The organism is Enterobacter sp. Acro-832, assembly GCF_011752745.1.
In the GTDB taxonomy this organism is placed as follows: Bacteria; Pseudomonadota; Gammaproteobacteria; order Enterobacterales; family Enterobacteriaceae; genus Enterobacter; species Enterobacter quasiroggenkampii.
This window is the reverse complement of the sequence record NZ_VWWX01000002.1, coordinates 831,548-853,379: the sequence shown is the minus strand read 5'-3', so window position 1 is coordinate 853,379 and position 21,832 is coordinate 831,548. Positions and strand designations below refer to the sequence as shown.

Below are 21,832 nucleotides of genomic sequence, written 5' to 3'. Positions count from 1 at the left end.
TTTCGCCATCACACAAGCAATGAGACACAATTCACCCCGGAAAATAAAACAGTAACAAACTGTCTATAACCTACTGAAAATACCGGCCGTGATCTACCGCCAGAAAACACTATTTCTTACTTTATCTGTGAAAAATAAGCGATCGGCGTCACTGACAGTGATATTTACCTTAAATTCATCGCCAGAACCGATAATTCGCGCAAGCGAAGCGGTAAAAACATGATATAGCGCCATAAGAGAACAACTTATTAACATTAAATTAACTTGTAAAAGTCATAAGCTTTATCACTTTTAGTTGTCAAACGCGTGTTTTTTCAACATATCACTAAATGTTATCGAATAAGGTGATTCAGTGAGCACTGGCTGTGAAAAATGGCGCAGACAGCGACGGGTTTTAAATGCCATAATCGGGACCGTCTCAAATTAACAACAATACCAGTACATGGTTTGCGCAAGGCGAAGGATCATTTTTATGAAGCTTAAGAACACACTCCTGGCGTCCGCACTTCTCTCCGCGACCGCCCTGTCTGCGAATGCCGCAACAGAGTTAACGCCGGAGCAAGCGGCAGCGTTAAAACCTTTTGACCATAAGGTCATTGTGGGTCGTTATAATTCTATTGGCGACGCCGTCGCCGCTGCATCAAAGGCCGCTGATAAAAACGGGGCAGCATCGTTTTATGTTGTTGACCAGTCTGATAACGGCAACAGCGGTAACCAGCGCGTGACTATTGCGCTGTATAAAGACAACGCGCCAAAAGCTGACGCACCGAAAAACCGCGTGATCAACGGTGTTGTTGAACTGCCGAAAGATCAGGCAATTGCGCTGGAACCGTACGACACCGTCACCGTTCAGGGCTTCTACCGCAGCCAGCCTGAAGTGAACGATGCCATCACCAAAGCCGCGAAAGAGAAAGGGGCCTACTCGTTCTACATCGTGCGTCAGGTCGATGCTAACCAGGGCGGCAACCAGCGTATTACCGCGTTCATCTATAAAGAAGATGCGAAGAAACGTGTTCTGCAGAGCCCGGATGCGATTCCGGCGAACTCAGAAGCCGGTCGCGCGGCGATAGCGAAAGGCGGCGAAGAAGCGAAGAAAGTGGAAATCCCAGGCGTCGCAACGACGGCTGCGCCAAGCGCTGAAGTGGGCCGTTTCTTTGAAACGCAGTCCACGAAAGGTGGCCGTTATTCGGTTACGCTGCCAGACGGTACCAAAGTTGAAGAGCTTAACAACGCCACTGCCGCGCAGATGGTGCCGTTCGACAGCATCAAATTTACCGGCAACTACGGCAACATGACGGAAGTCTCTTACCAGGTCGCGAAGCGTGCGGCGAAGAAAGGGGCGAAGTTCTACCACATCACCCGCCAGTGGCAGGAACGTGGTAACAACGTGACCATCAGCGCCGATCTGTACAAGTAACAAAATCGTTTAAGAAAGGCGGCGCAATGCCGCCTTTTTTGTTACTTTTTTTGAATTTCTGCCACACGTCATTGCATGCTTTCGTTACACTCCGTAAAATCCCGCGCCTTAGTGTGATCCACCATTTTTATGCGCCTGAGCGAAATAATTATTCTGGATTTTGACCTTTCATAACAGGAAGCCAATGGAAAAGAAACTTGGCCTGAGTGCTCTGACTGCACTCGTTTTAAGCTCAATGCTGGGTGCGGGCGTATTCAGTTTGCCGCAAAATATGGCTGCCGTCGCCAGCCCGTCTGCGCTCATCATTGGCTGGGGCATTACGGGAGTCGGAATATTGCTGCTGGCCTTCGCCATGCTGCTGCTGACCCGCATTCGCCCGGACCTGGACGGCGGCATTTTCACCTATGCCCGTGAAGGCTTCGGCGAGCTGATTGGCTTCTGTTCCGCATGGGGATACTGGCTGTGTGCGGTTATCGCCAACGTCTCCTATCTGGTGATTGTCTTCTCGGCGCTCAGTTTCTTTACCGATACGCCTGAATTGCGCCTCTTTGGCGACGGGAATACCTGGCAGTCTATTGTGGGCGCTTCGGTATTACTGTGGTTCGTCCACTGGCTGGTGCTGCGTGGCGTACAAACGGCCGCCAGCATTAACCTGGTGGCGACGCTCGCGAAGCTGGTTCCGCTCGGCCTGTTTATCGTTCTGGCCTTCATTGCGTTCCGTCTCGACGTGTTTAAGCTCGATTTCAGCGGCGTTGCGCTGGGCGTCCCCGTCTGGGAGCAGGTGAAAAACACGATGCTGATTACCCTATGGGTATTCATCGGCGTTGAAGGCGCGGTTGTGGTTTCTGCCCGCGCCCGAAATAAACGCGATGTAGGCCGCGCCACGCTGCTGGCCGTACTGGCTGCGCTCGGGGTCTATCTGCTGGTCACGCTGCTGTCGCTGGGCGTGGTGGCGCGTCCTGAACTGGCTGAAATGCGTAACCCGTCAATGGCGGGCCTGATGGTGAAAATGCTCGGCCCCTGGGGCGACGTGGTGATTGCGGCGGGTCTTATTATCTCCGTCTGCGGAGCCTACCTGAGCTGGACCATCATGGCGGCTGAAGTGCCCTTCCTGGCCTCTACGCACAAAGCGTTCCCACGGCTGTTTGCGCGTCAAAACAAAAACAGCGCGCCGTCTGCCTCACTCTGGCTGACCAACATCAGCGTTCAGATCTGCCTGGTGCTGATCTGGCTCACAGGTTCAGACTATAACACGCTGCTGACCATCGCCTCGGAGATGATTCTGGTACCCTATTTCTTAGTGGGTGCGTATTTGTTAAAAATTGCCACTCGCCCCGCGCATTATGTCGTGGGTGTCGGAGCCTGTATTTACGGCCTGTGGTTGTTGTATGCTTCCGGACCTATGCATCTGCTGCTGTCGGTGGTGCTGTACGCACCGGGCCTGCTGGTGTTTATCTACGCCCGCCGCACGCATCAGCTGGAGAACGCGCTGAAACGCCGCGAAATGGCATTAATTGGACTCTTACTGGTTGCTGCCGTGCCGGCAACCTGGATGTTAGTGGGATAGCATCGCCTTTCCCATTGTTGAACTGTAAAGGAGAATACGATGGGAAATGCACCGCTTCGCCCCATACTGATCACCGGTGGAGGCCGCCGTATCGGCCTCGCTCTCGCCCATCACTTTCTCAACCTTCGCCATCCGGTCATTGTGAGCTACCGTACGGAATACCCGTCGATTGAAGGGTTACGCAAAGCCGGGGCGGTCTGCATTCAGGCTGATTTTTCAACCGATGAAGGCATTCTGGCCTTTGCGGAAAAGGTGAAATCCACCACTGCGGGGCTGCGCGCCGTGATACATAACGCCAGCGCATGGCAGGCCGAAAAAACCGGTACCTCGCTCAGCGAAACGCTTGCCGCCATGTTGCAGATCCATGTTAATACCCCTTATCTGCTAAACCATGCTCTGCAGGATCTGCTCCGCGGCCACGGGCATGCTGCGGGCGACATCATTCACTTCACTGATTATGTGGTGGAGCGCGGCAGTGACAAGCACATCGCCTATGCGGCCAGTAAAGCCGCGCTGGATAACATGACCCGCTCGTTTGCCCGCAAGCTCGCCCCCGAGGTGAAGGTGAACGCCATCGCCCCGGCGATGATTTTATTCAACGAAAACGATGATGCGGAGTATCGCCAGCAGGCGCTGAATAAGTCGCTCATGAAAATTGCCCCAGGCGAGAAAGAGGTCATCGACCTCGTGGATTACCTGCTCACCAGTTGCTACGTCACCGGCAGAACCTTTGCCGTGGACGGCGGCCGACCGCTGCGTTAGTGAAAGCGGCTCCAGAAGAAAATTAACAGCCAGGCGCTGAGCCCCCAGCAGACCACCGCCCCGCTCAGCGCCAGTGGAAGACGCAGAAAACCGGTGAAATACCACAGCGAAAGCAGGTAGAGAAAATACGGAATGATTGACCACATGCCAAACACGATGGTCGTGCGTAACGCTTCCGTACCGCGTTCAGACGCCACGATATAGTGGGCAATGAGTGCAAAGGTCGGGAAGAGAGGGATCAGCCCGGCAATATAATAGTTTTTCGTTTTCGCCAGCATGCCAATCAGCAACACCACCAGCGCGCCCAGCCCGGCTTTGATCACCAGCCCCATCGTTTTCCCTATAATAATCAACTCACAATATCAGCCAGAATAACGGAACCGACGTTAATTTTGAAAGATTAATGGAAGGTTAAGGTTTCGCGGTGTATGTTGGCTTTTTTCACGAAAACAGACGCTGTATGAATAAGATTGTTTATGTTGAAGACGAACCCGAAGTCGGGCAGTTGATCGCCGCCTATCTGGGTAAACATGATATGGACGTCATTGTTGAACCTCGCGGCGATCGTGCCGAAGAGGTGGTCGTCCGTGAAAACCCGGATCTGGTATTGCTGGATATTATGTTGCCAGGCAAAGACGGCATGACGCTCTGCCGGGACCTGCGCGCCCGTTGGGAGGGCCCTATCGTCCTGCTCACCTCACTGGACAGCGATATGAACCATATTTTGTCGCTGGAGATGGGTGCCAATGATTACATTCTGAAAACCACGCCGCCTGCCGTCCTGCTCGCTCGCCTGCGCCTCCATTTACGCCAGCACGCCAGCATCGAACGCGAAGCACCGGCGCCGTCTCTGACGCCGCACAAAGCGATGCGCTTCGGTACACTGTCTATTGATCCAATTAACCGTCAGGTGCTGCTCTCTGGCGAGCTTATCGCCCTTTCCACCGCAGATTTTGACCTGCTGTGGGAGCTGGCAACGCATGCCGGGCAGATCATGGACCGTGACGCGCTACTGAAAAACCTGCGTGGCGTAAGCTACGACGGAATGGACCGCAGCGTTGACGTGGCGATTTCGCGTCTGCGCAAAAAACTGCAGGATAACGCCACCGAGCCCTACCGCATTAAAACCGTGCGTAACAAGGGCTATCTGTTTGCCCCACATGCATGGGAAACCTGATCGCCGGATAAGATAACCTGCGCGAAATGAAGGCATTGCGCGACGATGCCTTCTCTTCGGGCGTTTATTTTTACGTTTGCGCAACAATTAACTTGCTAAGCACGCGGACTATTCCATAATTACCTTCTCGACTCTCCTTTCTTCAGCTCGCCCCGCTCTTGCGATTGTTTTACTCATTTTCGCCGTGAAGCTTTCACGACATCTCTCCAATAAATCTTGAAATGAGGATTTAAGCTCATGAATTATGTATAGCTACGGTCAGGTAGAAGCGATAAAAACCAATCTTGAGTGGATTGTTAATCAGGCAACCCTGAACCACGCCTCCCCCTCACGAACCGATCAAAAAGCGCTCTTTGACCTGCTGGAACTCATTCAGTCTTACGAAATACTGCTGGACCTCATCAGCGAATACGGAACGGATGTGATTGATACGCACATTGCAGAAGGCCTGGCCGTGACGGAAAAACTCATCGCCAAGGTAAAAAACAGCGCGAAAGCCATGTAACACGCTCGACTGACGTGAAAAACCCGAAGGGTTTTCATGTATATTCTGCATATAGCGTTTTTTTCGGTGAGATCCAATGAAAAAGCTGTTTGTGCAGTTTTATCTTTTACTGTTTGTCTGCTTCCTGGTGATGACCATGCTGGTCGGCCTGGTCTATAAATTTACTGCCGAACGTGCGGGCAGGCAGTCTCTGGACGACCTGATGAAAAGCTCGCTGTATTTGATGCGCAGCGAGCTGAGAGAGATCCCGCCACACGACTGGGCGAAAACCCTGAAAGAGCTGGATCTCAATCTGTCATTCGATTTACGCATTGAGCCGTTGAAAGATTTCGATCTGGACCCGCCCGCCATGCAGCGTCTGCGCGACGGGGACATCGTCGCGCTGGATGAGAAATACACCTTTATTCAGCGTATTCCGCGCAGCCATTACGTGCTGGCCGTCGGGCCGGTGCCCTATCTCTATTATCTGCATCAGATGCGCCTGCTGGACATGGCGCTGATGGCCTTTATCGCCATTTCGCTGGCGTTTCCGGTTTTTATCTGGATGCGCCCGCACTGGCAGGACATGCTGAAGCTGGAATCCGCCGCGCAGCGTTTTGGTGAGGGACACTTTACCGAGCGCATTCACTTCGACAGCGGTTCCAGCTTTGAACGTCTGGGCGTGGCCTTTAACCAGATGGCCGATAACATCAATGCCCTTATCGCCAGTAAGAAACAGCTGATCGACGGGATTGCGCACGAGCTGCGCACGCCGCTCGTGCGCCTGCGCTATCGTCTGGAGATGAGTGAGAATCTGACGGAAGCAGAGTCTCAGGCGCTAAACCGCGACATTGGCCAGCTTGAGGCGCTGATTGAGGAGCTACTGACCTACGCGCGCCTCGATCGTCCGCAAAACGAGCTTAACCTCAGCACGCCGGATCTGCCCGCGTGGCTGCAAACCCACATTGACGACGTTCAGAGCGTGAACCCGCAGCGTACGCTGTTGACCCGCGTGACGCCGGGTGATTACGGCGCACTCGATATGCGCCTGATGGAACGCGTGCTGGACAATCTGATGAACAACGCCATGCGCTACAGCGAAAGTACGCTACAGATTGGGCTGGATTTGCAGGGTAATCAGGCCAGCCTGACGGTAGAGGATGACGGGCCGGGGATTGCGCCGGAGGCGCGCGAAACCGTGTTTGAACCGTTTGTCCGCCTCGATCCCAGCCGCGATCGCGCCACCGGAGGCTGTGGTCTGGGGCTGGCCATTGTCTACTCTATCGCGCAGGCCATGGGCGGCACGGTACATTGCGAGGAGAGCGAGCTCGGCGGCGCGCGCTTCTGCTTTAGCTGGCCGGTGTACCATAACATCGCCCTTCCCGTTCCTGCCTGACCTCAACCGCACGCTGGCCTGACCCGGCGTGCTGTGCTATATGATAAGTATGTTGTAACTAATGAGAGGGGCTTATGGCGACCTACGATCTTATCGAACGGCTGAACAGCACGTTTCGGGAAATAGAACACGAGCTGCTGACCCTGACAGAACGTTTGCAGACCTGCCGCCTGCTGGCCGCGCGCGTCTTTACCCTGCCCGAGGTGGTCAAAGGGGCCGAGCACGATCCGCTGGACACCATCGACGTGAAGCAGCACATCGGCAAGGCCGCGCTGGAACTGGCGATGAAACACTATCGACATCTTTTTATCCAGCAGCAGTCTGAACAGCGCAGCAGCAAGGCAGCCGTGCGGCTGCCGGGCGTGATCTGTCTGCAAACCGATGCAGTATCGCGCGAGGCGCTGGAAAGCCAGATTGCCCATATCAACAGCCTGAAAGCGGCATTTGAGAAGATCGTTACCGAGGAGTCGGGCCTGGCCCCTGCCGCCCGGTTTGAATGGGTCCACCGTCAGCTTCCGGGGTTAATTACGCTGAATGCCTATCGTACGCTGACGGTACTGCGCCACCCCGCCACGCTGCGCTTCGGCTGGGCGAATAAGCACATCATTAAAAACTTCACCCGGGATGAGATCCTGGCGCAGCTGGAAAAAAGCCTCAAGGCGCCACGCACCGTCGCGCCGTGGTCGCGTGAGCAGTGGATTGAGCGCCTGGAGCAGGAGTACCACAGCATCGCCTCGCTACCGGCGGATACGCGCCTCAAAATTAAGCGCCCGGTGAAGGTTCAGCCTATCGCCCGCGTCTGGTATTCCGGCCAGCAAAAACAGGTGCAGTATGCCTGTCCAACGCCGCTGATTGCGCTCTATGATGCCGATCAGGGGGCTATCGTGCCGGATATTGGTGAGTTGCTGAATTACGATGCTGAAAATGTCCAGCACCGTTACCGACCCCAGGCGCAGCCGCTACAGCTGATTATTCCGCGGCTGCACCTGTACGTGGCGAGTTGATTATTTCAGACTGCCGACCATCGCCTCGGGGCGTACCCAGGCATCAAACTCCGCCTCCGTCAGATAGCCCAGCACCAGGGCGGAGGCTTTCAGCGTCAGCCCCTCCTTATGCGCCTTTTTGGCGATCTCGGCGGCTTTGTCGTAGCCAATGTGGGTATTGAGCGCGGTGACCAGCATCAGCGACTCGTTCAGCAGTTGGCTGATGCGCTCGCGGTTTGGCTCGATCCCCACCGCGCAGTGTTCGTTAAAGCTCTCCATGCCGTCTGCCAGCAGACGAATCGATTGCAGAACGTTGTGGATCACCATCGGGCGATAGACGTTCAGCTCGAAGTTGCCGGATGCACCGCCCAGGTTAACGGCCACGTCGTTGCCCAGTACCTGACAGCAGAGCATGGTCATGGCTTCGCACTGGGTCGGGTTGACTTTACCCGGCATGATGGAGCTGCCCGGCTCGTTTTCCGGAATGCTGATTTCACCGATGCCGCAGCGCGGGCCCGAGGCCAGCCAGCGCACGTCGTTGGCGATTTTCATCAGCGAGGCCGCCAGCCCTTTCAGCGCGCCGTGAGTGTGGACCAGCGCATCGCAGGTCGCCAGCGCTTCGAACTTGTTGGGCGCCGTGACGAACGGCTGTCCGGTAATGGCCGCAAGCTCCTCCGCCACACGCACCGCATACTCCGGATGGGTGTTTAACCCGGTGCCCACCGCCGTGCCGCCGAGCGCCAGCTCCGCCAGGTGCGGCAGGCTGTTCTCAATGTGCTTCAGGTTGTGTTCCAGCATCGCCACCCAGCCGGAAATCTCCTGGCCGAGCGTCAACGGCGTGGCGTCCTGCAGGTGCGTACGGCCGATTTTGACGATGTCGCGGAAGGCCTGCGCCTTCTCGTTGAGCGTCGATTTCAGGACATTGAGCTGGGGGATTAGCTGTTCGCGAATAGCTATCACCGCCGCCACGTGCATGGCCGTGGGGAAGACGTCGTTAGAACTCTGGCTCTTGTTGACGTCATCGTTCGGATGAACCTTACGCTCCATGCCGCGCACGCCGCCCAGCAGTTCGCTTGCCCGGTTCGCCAGCACTTCGTTCATGTTCATGTTGCTTTGGGTACCGGAACCGGTCTGCCAGATGGCGAGAGGGAATTCGTCGGGATGCTTGCCCGCCAGCACTTCGTCGGCGGCATTTATGATGGCGGTGGCCTTGTCTGCCGCCAGCAGGCCTAAATCCTGGTTCACTTTTGCGGCCGCGCGTTTGGTGAGGGCCAGCGCCTGAATCAGCGAGATGGGCATTTTTTCAGTCGAGATACGGAAATGCTCCAGCGAACGCTGGGTTTGCGCGCCCCATAGCTTGTCAGCCGGGACGTCGATGGCGCCCATCGAATCTTTCTCATGGCGTACCGTTGTCATTACTTTCTCCTTGATAACACTGTCGGGATTGCTCACATGCTTAAGGGATAAGTATTGATGACTTCTGAGAAACGTTATGGCGCTTTGTGCGCTCTTTTTGGTGTCGGGTGGCGGCTGCGCCTTACCCGACCTACGAGAATCCAGGCCGGGTAAGCGTCAGCGCCACCCGGCAATTTACAGAATTACTTCACACACGCCGAACACTGGGACGACTGGATCTGCTTGAAGAAGTCGTTGCCTTTGTCATCCACGAGGATAAACGCCGGGAAATCTTCCACTTCAATTTTCCAGATCGCTTCCATACCCAGTTCCGGGTATTCCACGCACTCCAGGCTCTTGATGCTGCCCTGCGCCAGAACCGCAGCCGGGCCGCCGATGCTGCCGAGGTAGAAGCCGCCGTGCTTGTGGCAGGCGTCCGTCACCTGCTGGCTACGGTTGCCTTTCGCGAGCATGATCATGCTGCCACCGTTGGCCTGCAACTGGTCGACGTACGAGTCCATACGGCCTGCCGTGGTCGGGCCTAACGAGCCAGAGGCGTAGCCTTCAGGCGTTTTCGCCGGGCCCGCGTAGTAGATCGGGTGATCTTTAATGTACTGCGGCAGCCCTTCGCCGTTGTCCAGGCGCTCTTTCAGCTTCGCGTGCGCGATGTCGCGGCCCACGATAATCGTGCCGTTGAGGGAGAGACGGGTCGAAACCGGATACTGAGACAGCTGCGCCAGAATCTCTTTCATCGGACGGTTCAGGTCAACGCGAACCGCTTCCCCCTCGCCCGCTTTACGCAGCGCTTCCGGAATGTATTTACCCGGGTTGTTTTCCAGTTTTTCGATCCACACGCCTTCGCGGTTGATCTTGGCCTTGATGTTGCGATCCGCAGAGCAGGAGACGCCCATCCCGACCGGGCAGGAAGCGCCGTGACGCGGAAGACGGATCACGCGCACGTCGTGAGCGAAGTATTTGCCGCCAAACTGCGCACCGAGGCCCAGGTTACGTGCTTCTTCCAGCAGCTCCTGCTCAAGCTGCACGTCGCGGAACGCCTGACCATGTTCGTTACCTTCGGTAGGCAGGCCGTCGTAGTATTTGGTTGAGGCCAGCTTCACGGTTTTCAGCGTGCTTTCCGCCGAGGTACCGCCAATCACAAACGCGATATGGTACGGCGGGCACGCCGCGGTGCCGAGGGTGCGCATCTTCTCAACCAGGTAGTTCTTCAGCTTGCCCGGGGTGAGCAGCGCTTTGGTTTCCTGATAGAGATAGGTTTTGTTGGCCGAACCGCCGCCTTTGGCGATACAGAGGAATTTGTACTCATCACCGTCGACGCTGTAGAGGTCAATCTGTGCTGGCAGGTTGGTGCCGGTGTTGACCTCTTTGTACATGTCCAGCGCGGCGTTTTGCGAATAGCGCAGGTTGTCTTCGGTGTAGGTGTTATAAACACCGTGCGCCAGCGCCGCTTCATCACCGCCGCCGGTCCAGACGCGCTGGCCTTTTTTACCGACGATGATCGCCGTACCGGTATCCTGACAGGTTGGCAGAATGCCTTTCGCCGCGATATCGGAGTTACGCAGGAACTGCAGGGCAACGTATTTATCGTTTTCGCTGGCTTCCGGGTCACTCAGAATATCGGCAACCTGCTGCTGATGCGCAGGACGGAGCATAAACGAGGCGTCGTGGAAAGCGTGCTGCGCCAGCAGCGTCAGCGCCTGCGGATCCACCTTGAGGATCTCTTGTCCTTCAAACTCAGAGACGGAGACGTGATCGCGGGTTAACAGGTAATACTCGGTCTGATCCTTACTGAGGGGAAAAGGATCCTGATAATGGAAGGGTTTATTCGACATTGTTCTCTCACTTACTGCTTCGGTCTGTTTATTCAGGGCAGATGTTCCGCTGCCCGGCTTAAAAGCGAGTCAGCTTATCCTACACAATTTTTTAACAAAAACTGAGACTAGTACGACTTTTTACATCCACAGGTTACTTCCATGTGGTTTATTGCTTTAATACCCGGAGTTAATTCCATCATTGAATCAGGGCTTGATAATGCAAAAACTCATTAACTCAGTGCAGAACTACGCCTGGGGAAGTAAAACTGCGTTAACGGATCTCTACGGTATCGCGAACCCGAACAACCTGCCGATGGCAGAACTGTGGATGGGGGCGCACCCGAAGAGCAGCTCAAAAATTGAAGACGCCAGCGGCCAGGTGCGCAGCCTGCGTGACGTAATAGAGGCCAACAAAGCCGCACTGCTGGGCGACAAGGTGGCTCAGCGCTTTGGCGAACTTCCGTTCCTGTTTAAAGTGCTGTGCGCAGACCAGCCGCTCTCCATCCAGGTTCACCCGAACAAGCAAGCGTCTGAAATCGGCTTTGCGAAAGAGAACGCGGCAGGTATTCCGTTAGACGCCGCAGAGCGTAACTACAAAGATCCTAACCACAAGCCGGAACTGGTGTTCGCGCTGACGCCGTTCCTGGCGATGAACGCATTCCGCGAGTTTTCAGAAATTATCTCCCTGCTGCAGCCGGTCGCGGGTGCCCATAACGCTATCGCGCATTTCCTTGAAAACCCGAATGCCGACGCGCTGAGCCAGCTGTTTGCCAGCCTGCTGAATATGCAGGGTGAAGAGAAGTCCCACGCCCTGGCGGTACTGAAAGCCGCCCTGGACAGCCAGCAGGGTGAACCGTGGGAGACCATCCGTCTGATTTCCGAATTCTATCCAGACGACAGCGGCCTGTTCTCCCCTCTGCTGCTGAACGTGGTGAAGCTGAATCCGGGTGAAGCAATGTTCCTGTTCGCTGAAACCCCGCACGCCTACCTTCAGGGCGTGGCGCTGGAGGTGATGGCCAACTCCGATAACGTGCTGCGCGCGGGCCTGACGCCAAAATACATCGATATCCCCGAGCTGGTTGCCAACGTGAAGTTTGTGGCGAAACCTGCCGCAGAGCTGCTGACTCAGCCGGTGAAAAACGGCGCAGAGCTGGACTTCCCGATTCCGGTGGACGATTTTGCCTTCTCCCTGCACGACCTGAGCAGCGACGAAACGTCGGTCGCTCAGGAGAGCGCGGCGATCCTGTTCTGCGTCGAGGGCGAAGCGACGCTGCACAAAGGCGAACAGCGTCTGGTGCTTAAGCCCGGTGAGTCAGCATTCGTTGCTGCCAATGAGTCTCCGGTTAGCGTAAGCGGCACCGGTCGCCTGGCGCGCGTTTTCAATAAGCTATACCCTAAATAATTCGAGTTGCATGAAGGCGGCGACGCTGCGAATCCCCAGGAGCGTACATAAGTACGTGACTGGGGTGAGCGAGGAAAGCCAACGCACAGGCAACTTGAAGTATGACGGGTATTAGGGACTTACTGATTTTTTTAACAACTCTTGCTAAGCTAGTTGCAGGCTTAATATCTCCAGGCGGTTTTTACCGCCTGGTTTCATTTTAGGGATAGTCGCAATGAAAAAATCGGTCGTAGCGGTAGGCGTGATTGTAGCGTTAGGCGTGGTCTGGACGGGTGCCTCCTGGTTTACCGGGAAACAGCTGGAAGGCCGTCTGGCTGAGATGGTGGCGCAGGCTAACGGAGAGATTAAGCGCAGCGCGCCGGAAGCGGGCCTTGAGCTGAGCTACCAGAACTATGAGCGCGGTGTGTTTACCAGCCATATGCAGGTTGTGGTGAAGCCGGTTGCCGGTAAGGAAAACGGCTGGCTGAAACCGGGCCAGAGCGTGGTGCTGGATGAAGTGGTAAGCCACGGTCCATTCCCGCTGGCGCAGCTGAAGTCCTTTAATCTGATCCCGTCGATGGCGTCCGTTCACACGGTCCTGGTGAATAACGACGTCACCAAACCGCTTTTCGACCTGGCCAAAAATACCTCACCTTTCGAGATCGACACCCGCATCAGCTATGCCGGTGACACGAGTTCTGATATTGCCCTGAAAGCGCTGAACTACGAGAAAGAGAATGAGAAAGTTGCTTTTAGCGGCGGTCACTTCAAACTTGACGCGGACCGCGACGGAAACGTGTTCTCCCTGACGGGTGAAGCGGAAAGCGGCCTGGTCAATGCCGTGAACGAATACAATCAAAAAGTTCAGCTCACCTTCAACAACCTGAAAGCCGACGGCAACAGCCGCATGACCGATTTCAAAGAGCGTATCGGCGATCAGAAACTGTCTCTCGATAAAGTTGCCATTGCGGTTGAAGGGAAAGAGATGGCCGTGCTGGAAGGCATGGACGTGAACGGAAAATCCGACGTGTCCAAAGACGGTAAGAGCATCAATACCCAGCTGGATTACACGCTGAAGAGCCTGAAAGTACAGAATCAGGATTTGGGCACCGGCAAACTGTCGCTGAAGATCGGCAATATCGACGGCCAGGCGTGGCACGAATTCAGCCAGAAATACAGCAAAGAGAGCCAGGCGCTGCTGACCGATACCGCACTGCAGCAGAATCCGGAAGTGTACCAGCAGCAGGCGATGGCGGTACTGTTCAACAACCTGCCGATCCTGCTGAAAGGCGAGCCGGTGATTACCGTTGCGCCGCTGAGCTGGAAAAACAGCAAAGGCGAAACCAGCTTCAACCTGTCTCTGTTCCTGAAAGATCCGGCCACTGCAACGGGTGAACCGCAGACGCTGGCGCAGGAAGTGGATCGCAGCGTGAAGTCGCTCGACAGCAAGCTGGCCATCCCGATGGATATGGCAACCGAGTTTATGACTCAGATTGCGAAACTGGAAGGCTACGGCGATGAAGATGCCGGCAAGCTGGCGAACCAGCAGGTGAAAGGTCTGGCGGCAATGGGCCAGATGTTCCGCATCACGAAGGTGGACAACAACACGATTTCCACCAGCCTGCAGTACGCCAACGGCCAGGTCACGCTCAACGGCGACAAAATGCCGCTGGAAGACTTCGTCGGCATGTTTGGTATGCCTGCTCTGGGGATGCCGGAACCGGCTGAACCGGCAGCGCCAGCCGAACCGGCGGCACCGCAACAGTAAACGTCAAAACCCCTCGCATGAGGGGTTTTTTATTGCCGGGTGGCGCTGACGCTTACCCGGCCTACGATTCAGAGCCAGCGCAGCGCCGCCGGGCGATATTATTTCACCGTCACTAACCGCGCCGCCACAATCTGGTGCCCGGCCTGCACATCCGCATTGTCGATACGCTGCATGATTCTGTCCGCCAGGGTGTAACCCATCTCCCGCGCGGGGGTAGTGGCCCAGACGATCGGCAGGTCGTCGAGGGCGTTTTCACCAACGTCGGCGAACGCCCCCAGCGCCACCTGGTGGCCAAAGAAGGTTTCCACCCCGCCCTCGCCGCTCTGACGCCCGGCGCGGATCAGGCCAAACCAGGCGCCCATGGCGATCACATCGTTATAACAAATGACGGCGCTGATGGTCGGACTGCTTCGCAGCAGCGCGCCTATCGCTTCCGCCGCCATCTTCTGGCTGGACTCACACTCAACAACCCACTCGCTGTGGAACGGCAGGCCGTATTTAATCAGCGTCGCACAATAGCCGCCGACCCGCTCGGCGCGGGTGAGGGACGAGCTTTTACCACCCAGCCAGGCAATGCGCTGATGCCCACGACGAATAAGATGCTCGGTCAGCATTTGTGCGGCCTGCATGTTATCCGGGCGCAACGTATCGGCTTCGTCGAGGTAGCTGGCGCGCGAGGCAAACACCAGCGGCACGCCTTTTTCGGCGGCGCGCTCGCACAGTTCACTGCCCACGCCCGATGCCCCGGCGACGATCACCCCGTCCACCCCCTGGTTCAGCAGCATATCGAGCCGGGAAAGCAACTGCCCGGCCTCGCGCCCGCCGTGCAGCAGAAAGACCATCCGCCCCTGCGCTTCAAGCGCTTCGGTTAACCCGGCGGTTAACTCCGCATAGAACGGTGACGTCAGGTCACGAACAATCAGGCCAATCACCCCGCTTTGCCCACCGCGCAACGCCGACGCCTGGCGGTTACGCACAAAGCCCAGCTGCTCAACCGCCTCGTTCACCCGCTGACCGGTCGCGGGAGAGATGCGCCCTTTTCCGCTCAGTACCAGAGAAACGGTGCTGACGGAAACTCCCGCCGCCAGCGCGACATCGTTGATGGTGACTTTCTTCGCTACAGCCATGTGTTGGCGTGACTCCCTGAAAAATGAGATCGGTAAAACGTTTTATCAATACGTTATCTTTATACTACCAGTCAAAGCCTGAGAATGTGATTTAGCGCGCACTAAACTTTGATAAAACGTTTTATCTTCTCGCAGCATTGAAGCAGACAAACTGATTTTAACAATTAAGGAGTCGTTTTATGACGGCGAAAGCAGCACAAAAAATATCGCTGTGGGAATTTTTCCAGCAACTGGGTAAAACCTTTATGCTGCCCGTGGCACTCCTCTCGTTCTGCGGGATCATGCTGGGTATCGGCAGCTCCCTCAGCAGTAAAGACGTTATCACGCTGATCCCGTTCCTCGGCACCCCCGTGCTGCAGGCGATCTTTATCTGGATGAGTAAAGTCGGCTCCTTCGCGTTTAGTTTCCTGCCCGTGATGTTCTGTATTGCTATCCCGCTGGGCCTGGCCCGCGAGAACAAAGGCGTCGCGGCGTTTGCCGGTTTTGTGGGTTACGCGGTGATGAACCTCGCGGTTAACTTCTGGCTGACGGCGAAAGGCATTCTGCCGACCACTGACGCTGCCGTGCTGAAAGCTAACAACATTCAGAGCGTGATTGGTATCCAGTCTATTGATACCGGGATCCTCGGGGCGGTGATCGCCGGGGTGATTATCTGGATGCTGCATGAGCGCTTCCACAATATCCGTCTGCCGGATGCCCTGGCCTTCTTCGGCGGTACCCGATTTGTGCCGATTATCACCCTGGTGGTGATGGGCCTGTTTGGTCTGATCATTCCGCTGATCTGGCCGGTCTTCGCGATGGGCATCAACGGCATCGGCCGCATCATCAACGGCGCGGGAGATTTCGGTCCGATGATCTTCGGTACCGGCGAGCGTCTGCTGCTGCCGTTTGGCCTGCAGCATATCCTGGTGGCCCTGATTCGCTTCACCGAAGCGGGCGGGACGATGGAGGTGTGCGGTCACGACGTGAGCGGTGCGCTGACCATCTTCCAGGCGCAGCTGAGCTGCCCGACGACACACGGCTTCTCCGAAAGCGCCACCCGCTTCCTGTCTCAGGGTAAAATGCCTGCCTTCCTCGGCGGCCTGCCGGGTGCTGCACTGGCGATGTACCACTGCGCGCGTCCGGAAAACCGTCATAAAATTAAAGGCCTGCTGATTTCCGGCGTGATCGCCTGCGTCGTGGGCGGGACCACCGAGCCTATCGAGTTCCTGTTCCTGTTCGTTGCGCCGGTGCTGTATCTGATTCACGCTGTGCTGACCGGTCTGGGCTTTACCGTGATGGCGGTGCTGGGCGTCACCATCGGTAACACCGACGGCAACGTGATTGACTTCGTGGTCTTCGGGATCCTGCACGGCCTCTCCACCAAGTGGTATCTGGTCCCGGTCGTGGCGGCAATCTGGTTCGTGGTGTACTACGGGATCTTCCGCTTCGCCATCACCCGCTTTAACCTGAAAACGCCAGGCCGCGATACCGATACGGCCACCAGCGTGGAACAGGCGGTTGCCGGTACCGTGGGCAAATCCGGCTACAACACCCCTGCCATTCTGGCGGCGCTGGGCGGTGCGGAGAACATTACCTCGCTGGATAACTGCATTACCCGCCTGCGTTTGTCGGTGGCGGATATGTCAAAAGTGGATACCAACGCCCTGAAAGCCAACCGGGCTATCGGCGTGGTACAGTTAAATCAGCACAATTTGCAGGTGGTTATCGGCCCGCAGGTACAGTCAGTGAAAGATGAGCTGGCAACCCTGATGCGAACAGTAGAAGCCTGATGCCTCCGCCCCCTCACCATGAGGGGGTTTTACGTTAAGGATTTAAGCATGTTTGATTTCTCCACCGTCGTGGATCGACACGGCACCTGGTGTACGCAGTGGGACTACGTCGCCGACCGTTTTGGCGCGGACGATCTGCTGCCCTTCACCATCTCGGATATGGATTTCGCCACCGCCCCCTGCATAATCGACGCGCTGCATCAGCGCATTCATCACGGCGTGTTTGGCTATAGTCGCTGGAAAAACGACGAGTTTCTCGCCGCCGTCGCGCACTGGTTCCAGCAGCGTTTTAACAGCCGGATTGATACTGAAAGCGTGGTTTATGGTCCGTCAGTCATCTACATGGTCTCTGAACTGATACGCCTCTGGTCAACCCCCGGCGACGGCGTGGTGGTCCACACCCCGGCTTACGATGCGTTTTATAAAGCCATAGAGGGTAACGCGCGTCGTGTTGTGGCGGTTGAGATGGAAAAGCAGGCTGCAGGCTGGCAGGGCAATATGGCAGCCCTCGAAGCGGCGCTGGCGAAACCGGAAAACAAAATTTTGCTTCTGTGCAGCCCGCAGAACCCGACCGGCAAGGTCTGGACGCGGGATGAGCTGACGCACATGGCGGAACTGTGCGCACGCTATGACGTGGCGGTTATCAGCGATGAAATCCATATGGACATGGTATGGGGAGAACATCGTCACACGCCGTGGAACGCCGTGGCGCGGGGCAAATGGGCGCTTCTGACCTCCGGCTCGAAAAGCTTCAACATTCCGGCGCTGACCGGGGCTTACGGCCTGATCGGCGATGAAGAGAGTTGTAACGGCTATCTCAGCGCGCTAAAAGGACGGGACGGGCTCTCTTCCCCTTCCGTGCTGGCGCTGACGGCGCATATCGCCGCCTACCAGCAGGGGGAGCCGTGGCTGGATGCCCTGCGGGGTTATCTCGAAGGGAATTTGTCGTATATTGCGCAGGAAGTAAACCGCGCTTTTCCGAAACTGAACTGGCAGCCACCGGAAGCGACCTATCTGGCCTGGATCGATCTGCGCCCACTGAACATTGACGATCGGGCGCTGCAAAACGTGCTGATCGAGCAGCAAAAAGTCGCCATCATGCCGGGATATACCTACGGGAAAGAGGGAAATGGCTTCGTGCGCTTAAATGCGGGCTGCCCGCGCAGCAAGCTGGAGCAAGGGGTTCAACGCCTCATCGCCGGGATTAACACGCTCCTGTAATTAACTTGCGCAACGGAATATTCCCTTGCGCAAATAGCTTTTTACCCCGTTTTGTTTTTATAATATGGCGCACTTTAACCAGAAAAGAGTGCGACCATGATTGATACACGCCTGCCTTTAACTGATATTCATCGTCACCTTGACGGTAACATTCGTGCCCAAACCATCCTCGATCTTGGCCGCCAGTTCAATTTAGCGCTTCCTGCTCAGACCCTTGAGTCCTTGATCCCTCACGTACAGGTGACCTCTAATGAACCGGACCTGGTGAGCTTCCTGAGCAAACTCGACTGGGGCGTGAAGATGCTGGCGTCGCTGGATGCCTGCCGCCGCGTGGCGTTTGAGAACATCGAAGATGCCGCCCGCAACGGCCTGCACTACGTCGAGCTGCGCTTCTCGCCGGGCTATATGGCGATGACCCACAACCTGCCCGTTGCAGGCGTGGTGGAAGCCGTCATTGAAGGCGTCCGCGAAGGGTGTAAAACCTTCGACGTTCAGGCCCGCCTGATCGGCATCATGAGCCGTACGTTCGGTGAAGCCGCCTGCCTGCAGGAGCTGGAGGCGCTGCTGGCCCATCGTGATGCCATCACCGCCGTCGACCTCGCCGGTGACGAACTGGGCTTCCCGGGTAGCCTGTTCCTCTCCCACTTCAACCGCGCGCGCGATGCCGGCTGGCACATTACCGTACATGCGGGTGAAGCGGCTGGCCCGGAAAGCATCTGGCAGGCCATCCGCGAGCTGGGCGCAGAGCGTATTGGTCACGGCGTGAAGGCAGTCGAAGATCGCGCGCTGATGGATTTCCTGGCGGAGCAGAGTATCGGTATTGAGTCGTGCCTGACGTCTAACATTCAGACCAGCACCGTAGCATCGCTGTCGCAGCACCCGCTGAAAACGTTCCTTGAACACGGCGTGCTGGCCTCTCTGAATACGGACGATCCGGCGGTTCAGGGCGTGGATATCATCCACGAGTACAACATCGCAGCTTCGCAGGCGGGGTTGAGCCGCGAGCAGATCCGTCAGGCGCAGATTAACGGGCTGGAGATCGCCTTCCTGACGCCTGCGGAGAAGCAGGCTCTGCGGGATAAGGTGGCAACCGCGTAAACCCTTTTGCCGGGTGGCGGCTACGCCTTACCCGGCCTACAACAACGTCAAAACTTATGCCAGACAGAGCGTGGCGCGATGTTTGGCAGATTCGATGCCCAGCTCAATCAGCTCCATAATCTGTATCGCCTGGCTGGCCGGAACCGGGTTCTCCCCCGTGCCGTTTAGCGCATCGCGGATAGCGGCATAATACGCCGGATAGTTACCCGGTATCGTCAGCAAGGTCTCTTCGACCAGCTCCTCGCCTTCCACCCGCGTGACGACGCCGTCGCGCATATCATAGCCCCAGTCTTCCTGCGGCAGACGCTCACCGTTTTTCAGCCTGTCTTCCTGCGGGTCGAGACCAAACTTCACGTAGCTCCCGCGCGTGCCGTGAATAATATAGCGGGCAGATTCTGCAGCCGCGACCATCGTACCGTGCAGCACAATCCGCCGCTGCGGGTAACTGAGCACCGCGTGGAAGTAATCGGTTGTCTGTGCCCCGGGTCTGAGCTGGGCCAGATCGACCGTCATGCTCACCGGCAGGCCAAAAAGATTGACGGCCTGATCCAGCAGATGCGGGGCTAAATCATACCAGATGCCGCTGCCAGGGCCGGCCTGCTCGCGCCAGCGGTTTCGTACCTGCGGGCGAAAACGGTCAAAGTGGGATTCAAAAAAGAGGATCTCCCCTAACGCGCCTTCACTGAGAAGCCGTTTTACCGTCAGAAAATCGCTGTCCCAGCGGCGGTTATGAAACACCGACAGCAGCCTGCCCAGACTCTTTGCCATGGTATCCAGCTCGCGCGCCTGTGACAGTGTCACGGTGAAGGGTTTATCGACAACCACATGTTTCCCGGCTTCCAGCGCGGCCTTTGCCAGCGGAAAGTGGGTATCGTTCGGCGTGGGGATGACGATTAAATCAATATTGGGATCGTTGAAAAGATGTTTCGGCTCTGAGACAACCGGCACGGAAGGCCAGTCGGCATGGACTTTTGTAGCGTCGCTGCTGGATACCGCCGCCAGCGCCATGCCCGGCGTCCCGGCTATCAGAGGCGCATGAAACGTTTTGCTCGCGTACCCGTAACCGATAAGCCCAACGCGGATATTATCACTCATAGTGCCATCCTCTGTTATGACGTTCTTATTTCACACTGGCTAGCCTGGCATTACCACGGATTAATAATGTGCCCTATGACGTAAAATAGCAGGTTATACGGATTGTTTTTGTTACATAGTATTAACCTACTGATTTTGTTTAAGGGAACCGTTCCCAAAGCCCTTGCCGTCAGGGAAACGTCGCTGTAACATTTGCGCCCTGTCTTTATGGATAAAGTACAATTACGTATCATGACGTCAATTATTAATCGAATCATTGAATTAGCGGGATGGATTGTCCTTGGGGTTTCGGTCATTTTGCTGGGCGTTGCCAGCCATATCGATAACTACCAGCCGCCGGAGCCTGTCACCGTCGCTCAACCTAAGTAACCGGTTACTGCAATAAAGAGTGACATAATATGTCAGTTACTTATTGCCAGCCCTGGTGAACACGGTTAACCTTCTCTTCCAGGCATCGTCTGATGCCTGAATTTCAGCAAAGAAAACTCCTAATTTCGTCGCGTTACCTGAGTGGGCTGTTTACGTCTTTATTAATCCGTTTATTATTCGAACGAATTACCTTAACTGGTATTACTCACTTTTATATGGAAACTTATTAATATGACAGTTCAGGACTATTTATTAAAATTTCGCAAGATCAATTCGCTTGAGAGCCTGGAAAAACTGTTTGACCATCTGAACTACACCCTGTCGGATAATCAGGACATCATTAATATGTATCGCGCCGCTGACCATCGCCGTGCGGAGCTGGTCTCCGGTGGTCGTTTGTTCAACGTCGGCGAAGTGCCTAAGTCCGTATGGCGTTACGTTTTATAAGAAAGTAGCCATCCGCGCGAAATGTTATATACTCTCCGCCCTGCCAACTGGCTGTACAACATTTCGCGCAGATTATGGGAGAGTTCATGACCGCAACGCCTGGAGAACGCATTGGAGGCTGGTTAATCGCCCCACTGGCATGGCTGCTGGTTGCCTTATTAAGCGCATCACTTGCGCTGCTGCTTTATACCACCGCACTGATTACCCCCCACGCCATCCAGACCCTGATGTCGCAAAGCGTGCTTAATATTGCGTTGTGGTTTGTGTCGTTCGTTTTCGCGATCGGGATGTGGTACTACACGCTGTGGCTGACCATCGCCTTCTTTAAGCGCCGTAAGAATGTGCCTAAGCACTACATTATCTGGCTGCTGATTTCGGTCCTGCTGGCGGTGAAGGCATTTGCTTTTTCGCCCGTTTCAGACGCGCTGGCCGTTCGTCAGCTGCTTTTCCCGTTGCTGGCCGCGGCGCTGCTGGTGCCCTACTTTAAGCGTTCGACACGGGTGAAAAACACTTTCGTGAACCCGTAATAACCCTACAGATA

Annotated in this window: 20 protein-coding genes; 15 read left to right on the top strand and 5 right to left on the bottom strand. The window is 56.0% G+C overall.

Annotation, left to right across the window (positions count from 1 at the left end):
- Nucleotides 1-472: 472 nt before the first annotated feature.
- The 3 genes from ydgH to folM all read left to right on the top strand — a co-directional run bounded on the left by ydgH (nucleotide 473) and on the right by folM (nucleotide 3,746).
- A complete protein-coding gene (gene ydgH / locus F3J31_RS10600; RefSeq protein WP_048030717.1) occupies nucleotides 473-1,417 on the top strand; it encodes a DUF1471 family protein YdgH in 945 nt (314 codons plus the stop codon).
- 184 nt (nucleotides 1,418-1,601) lie between these two features.
- The gene (locus F3J31_RS10595; protein WP_045910348.1) at nucleotides 1,602-2,984 is read left to right on the top strand and encodes an amino acid permease; all 1,383 of its coding nucleotides are present in this window, start codon (nucleotides 1,602-1,604) and stop codon (nucleotides 2,982-2,984) included.
- 39 nt (nucleotides 2,985-3,023) lie between these two features.
- Nucleotides 3,024-3,746: a dihydromonapterin reductase gene (folM, locus tag F3J31_RS10590; RefSeq protein ID WP_048030718.1), complete on the top strand. Its 723-nt coding sequence runs from the start codon at nucleotides 3,024-3,026 to the stop codon at nucleotides 3,744-3,746.
- Here the strand turns inward: folM and F3J31_RS10585 are convergent.
- Nucleotides 3,743-4,078, bottom strand: a complete 336-nt coding sequence (locus F3J31_RS10585; protein ID WP_045910346.1) for a GlpM family protein — start codon at nucleotides 4,076-4,078, stop codon at nucleotides 3,743-3,745. The two genes, folM and F3J31_RS10585, sit on opposite strands and share 4 nt — an antisense overlap.
- Before the next feature lie 128 nt (nucleotides 4,079-4,206).
- Here F3J31_RS10585 and rstA point away from each other — a divergent pair, with 128 nt between their 5' ends.
- From rstA to tus, 4 genes are all read left to right on the top strand, one after another.
- Nucleotides 4,207-4,923, top strand: a complete 717-nt coding sequence (gene rstA / locus F3J31_RS10580) for a two-component system response regulator RstA (protein WP_021241154.1) — start codon at nucleotides 4,207-4,209, stop codon at nucleotides 4,921-4,923.
- Between the two features lie 244 nt (nucleotides 4,924-5,167).
- Complete coding sequence (locus tag F3J31_RS10575; RefSeq protein WP_045415030.1) at nucleotides 5,168-5,428, top strand: hypothetical protein; 261 nt, start codon at nucleotides 5,168-5,170, stop codon at nucleotides 5,426-5,428.
- A 76-nt stretch (nucleotides 5,429-5,504) separates the two neighbouring features.
- Entirely contained in the window at nucleotides 5,505-6,803 is a 1,299-nt protein-coding gene (rstB, locus tag F3J31_RS10570) for a two-component system sensor histidine kinase RstB (protein WP_045910344.1), read from the top strand.
- 74 nt (nucleotides 6,804-6,877) lie between these two features.
- A complete protein-coding gene (gene tus / locus F3J31_RS10565) occupies nucleotides 6,878-7,807 on the top strand; it encodes a DNA replication terminus site-binding protein (RefSeq protein WP_045910343.1) in 930 nt (309 codons plus the stop codon).
- Here tus and fumC read toward each other — a convergent pair whose 3' ends face one another.
- Both fumC and fumA read right to left on the bottom strand, forming a co-directional pair.
- A complete protein-coding gene (gene fumC / locus F3J31_RS10560) occupies nucleotides 7,808-9,202 on the bottom strand; it encodes a class II fumarate hydratase (protein ID WP_167212951.1) in 1,395 nt (464 codons plus the stop codon). It abuts the gene before it with no gap.
- 182 nt (nucleotides 9,203-9,384) lie between these two features.
- Nucleotides 9,385-11,031, bottom strand: coding sequence for a class I fumarate hydratase FumA (fumA, locus tag F3J31_RS10555; RefSeq protein WP_028012930.1), 1,647 nt, complete (start codon nucleotides 11,029-11,031; stop codon nucleotides 9,385-9,387).
- A gap of 199 nt (nucleotides 11,032-11,230) precedes the next feature.
- On the opposite strand from fumA, the gene manA reads away from it, so the two are divergent.
- A complete protein-coding gene (manA, locus tag F3J31_RS10550) occupies nucleotides 11,231-12,415 on the top strand; it encodes a mannose-6-phosphate isomerase (protein ID WP_167212949.1) in 1,185 nt (394 codons plus the stop codon).
- Between the two features lie 214 nt (nucleotides 12,416-12,629).
- Nucleotides 12,630-14,162 carry a YdgA family protein gene (locus F3J31_RS10545; RefSeq protein WP_167212946.1) on the top strand — a complete coding sequence of 511 codons (1,533 nt, stop codon included), beginning with the start codon at nucleotides 12,630-12,632 and terminating at the stop codon, nucleotides 14,160-14,162.
- Between the two features lie 98 nt (nucleotides 14,163-14,260).
- Here the strand turns inward: F3J31_RS10545 and F3J31_RS10540 are convergent, their stop codons facing one another.
- Nucleotides 14,261-15,289, bottom strand: a complete 1,029-nt coding sequence (locus tag F3J31_RS10540; protein ID WP_167212944.1) for a Mal regulon transcriptional regulator MalI — start codon at nucleotides 15,287-15,289, stop codon at nucleotides 14,261-14,263.
- A 179-nt stretch (nucleotides 15,290-15,468) separates the two neighbouring features.
- On the opposite strand from F3J31_RS10540, the gene malX reads away from it, so the two are divergent.
- From malX to add, 3 genes are all read left to right on the top strand, one after another.
- A complete protein-coding gene (gene malX, locus F3J31_RS10535; RefSeq protein WP_024909342.1) occupies nucleotides 15,469-17,061 on the top strand; it encodes a maltose/glucose-specific PTS transporter subunit IIBC in 1,593 nt (530 codons plus the stop codon).
- Between the two features lie 48 nt (nucleotides 17,062-17,109).
- A complete protein-coding gene (locus F3J31_RS10530; protein WP_167212941.1) occupies nucleotides 17,110-18,282 on the top strand; it encodes a MalY/PatB family protein in 1,173 nt (390 codons plus the stop codon).
- Nucleotides 18,283-18,378: 96 nt separating this feature from the next.
- The gene (gene add / locus F3J31_RS10525; protein ID WP_167212939.1) at nucleotides 18,379-19,380 is read left to right on the top strand and encodes an adenosine deaminase; all 1,002 of its coding nucleotides are present in this window, start codon (nucleotides 18,379-18,381) and stop codon (nucleotides 19,378-19,380) included.
- A 54-nt stretch (nucleotides 19,381-19,434) separates the two neighbouring features.
- On the opposite strand, the gene F3J31_RS10520 is transcribed toward add, so the two are convergent.
- Nucleotides 19,435-20,475 carry an oxidoreductase gene (locus tag F3J31_RS10520; RefSeq protein WP_167212937.1) on the bottom strand — a complete coding sequence of 347 codons (1,041 nt, stop codon included), beginning with the start codon at nucleotides 20,473-20,475 and terminating at the stop codon, nucleotides 19,435-19,437.
- Nucleotides 20,476-20,718: 243 nt separating this feature from the next.
- Here F3J31_RS10520 and blr point away from each other — a divergent pair, with 243 nt between their 5' ends.
- The 3 genes from blr (at nucleotide 20,719) to F3J31_RS10505 (ending at nucleotide 21,818) form a co-directional block, all read left to right on the top strand.
- Nucleotides 20,719-20,844: a division septum protein Blr gene (gene blr / locus F3J31_RS10515; RefSeq protein ID WP_168112406.1), complete on the top strand. Its 126-nt coding sequence runs from the start codon at nucleotides 20,719-20,721 to the stop codon at nucleotides 20,842-20,844.
- Nucleotides 20,845-21,075: 231 nt separating this feature from the next.
- Entirely contained in the window at nucleotides 21,076-21,291 is a 216-nt protein-coding gene (gene ydgT / locus F3J31_RS10510) for a transcription modulator YdgT (RefSeq protein ID WP_013096896.1), read from the top strand.
- An 86-nt stretch (nucleotides 21,292-21,377) separates the two neighbouring features.
- The gene (locus F3J31_RS10505; RefSeq protein ID WP_167212935.1) at nucleotides 21,378-21,818 is read left to right on the top strand and encodes a DUF2569 domain-containing protein; all 441 of its coding nucleotides are present in this window, start codon (nucleotides 21,378-21,380) and stop codon (nucleotides 21,816-21,818) included.
- Nucleotides 21,819-21,832 lie beyond the last annotated feature (14 nt).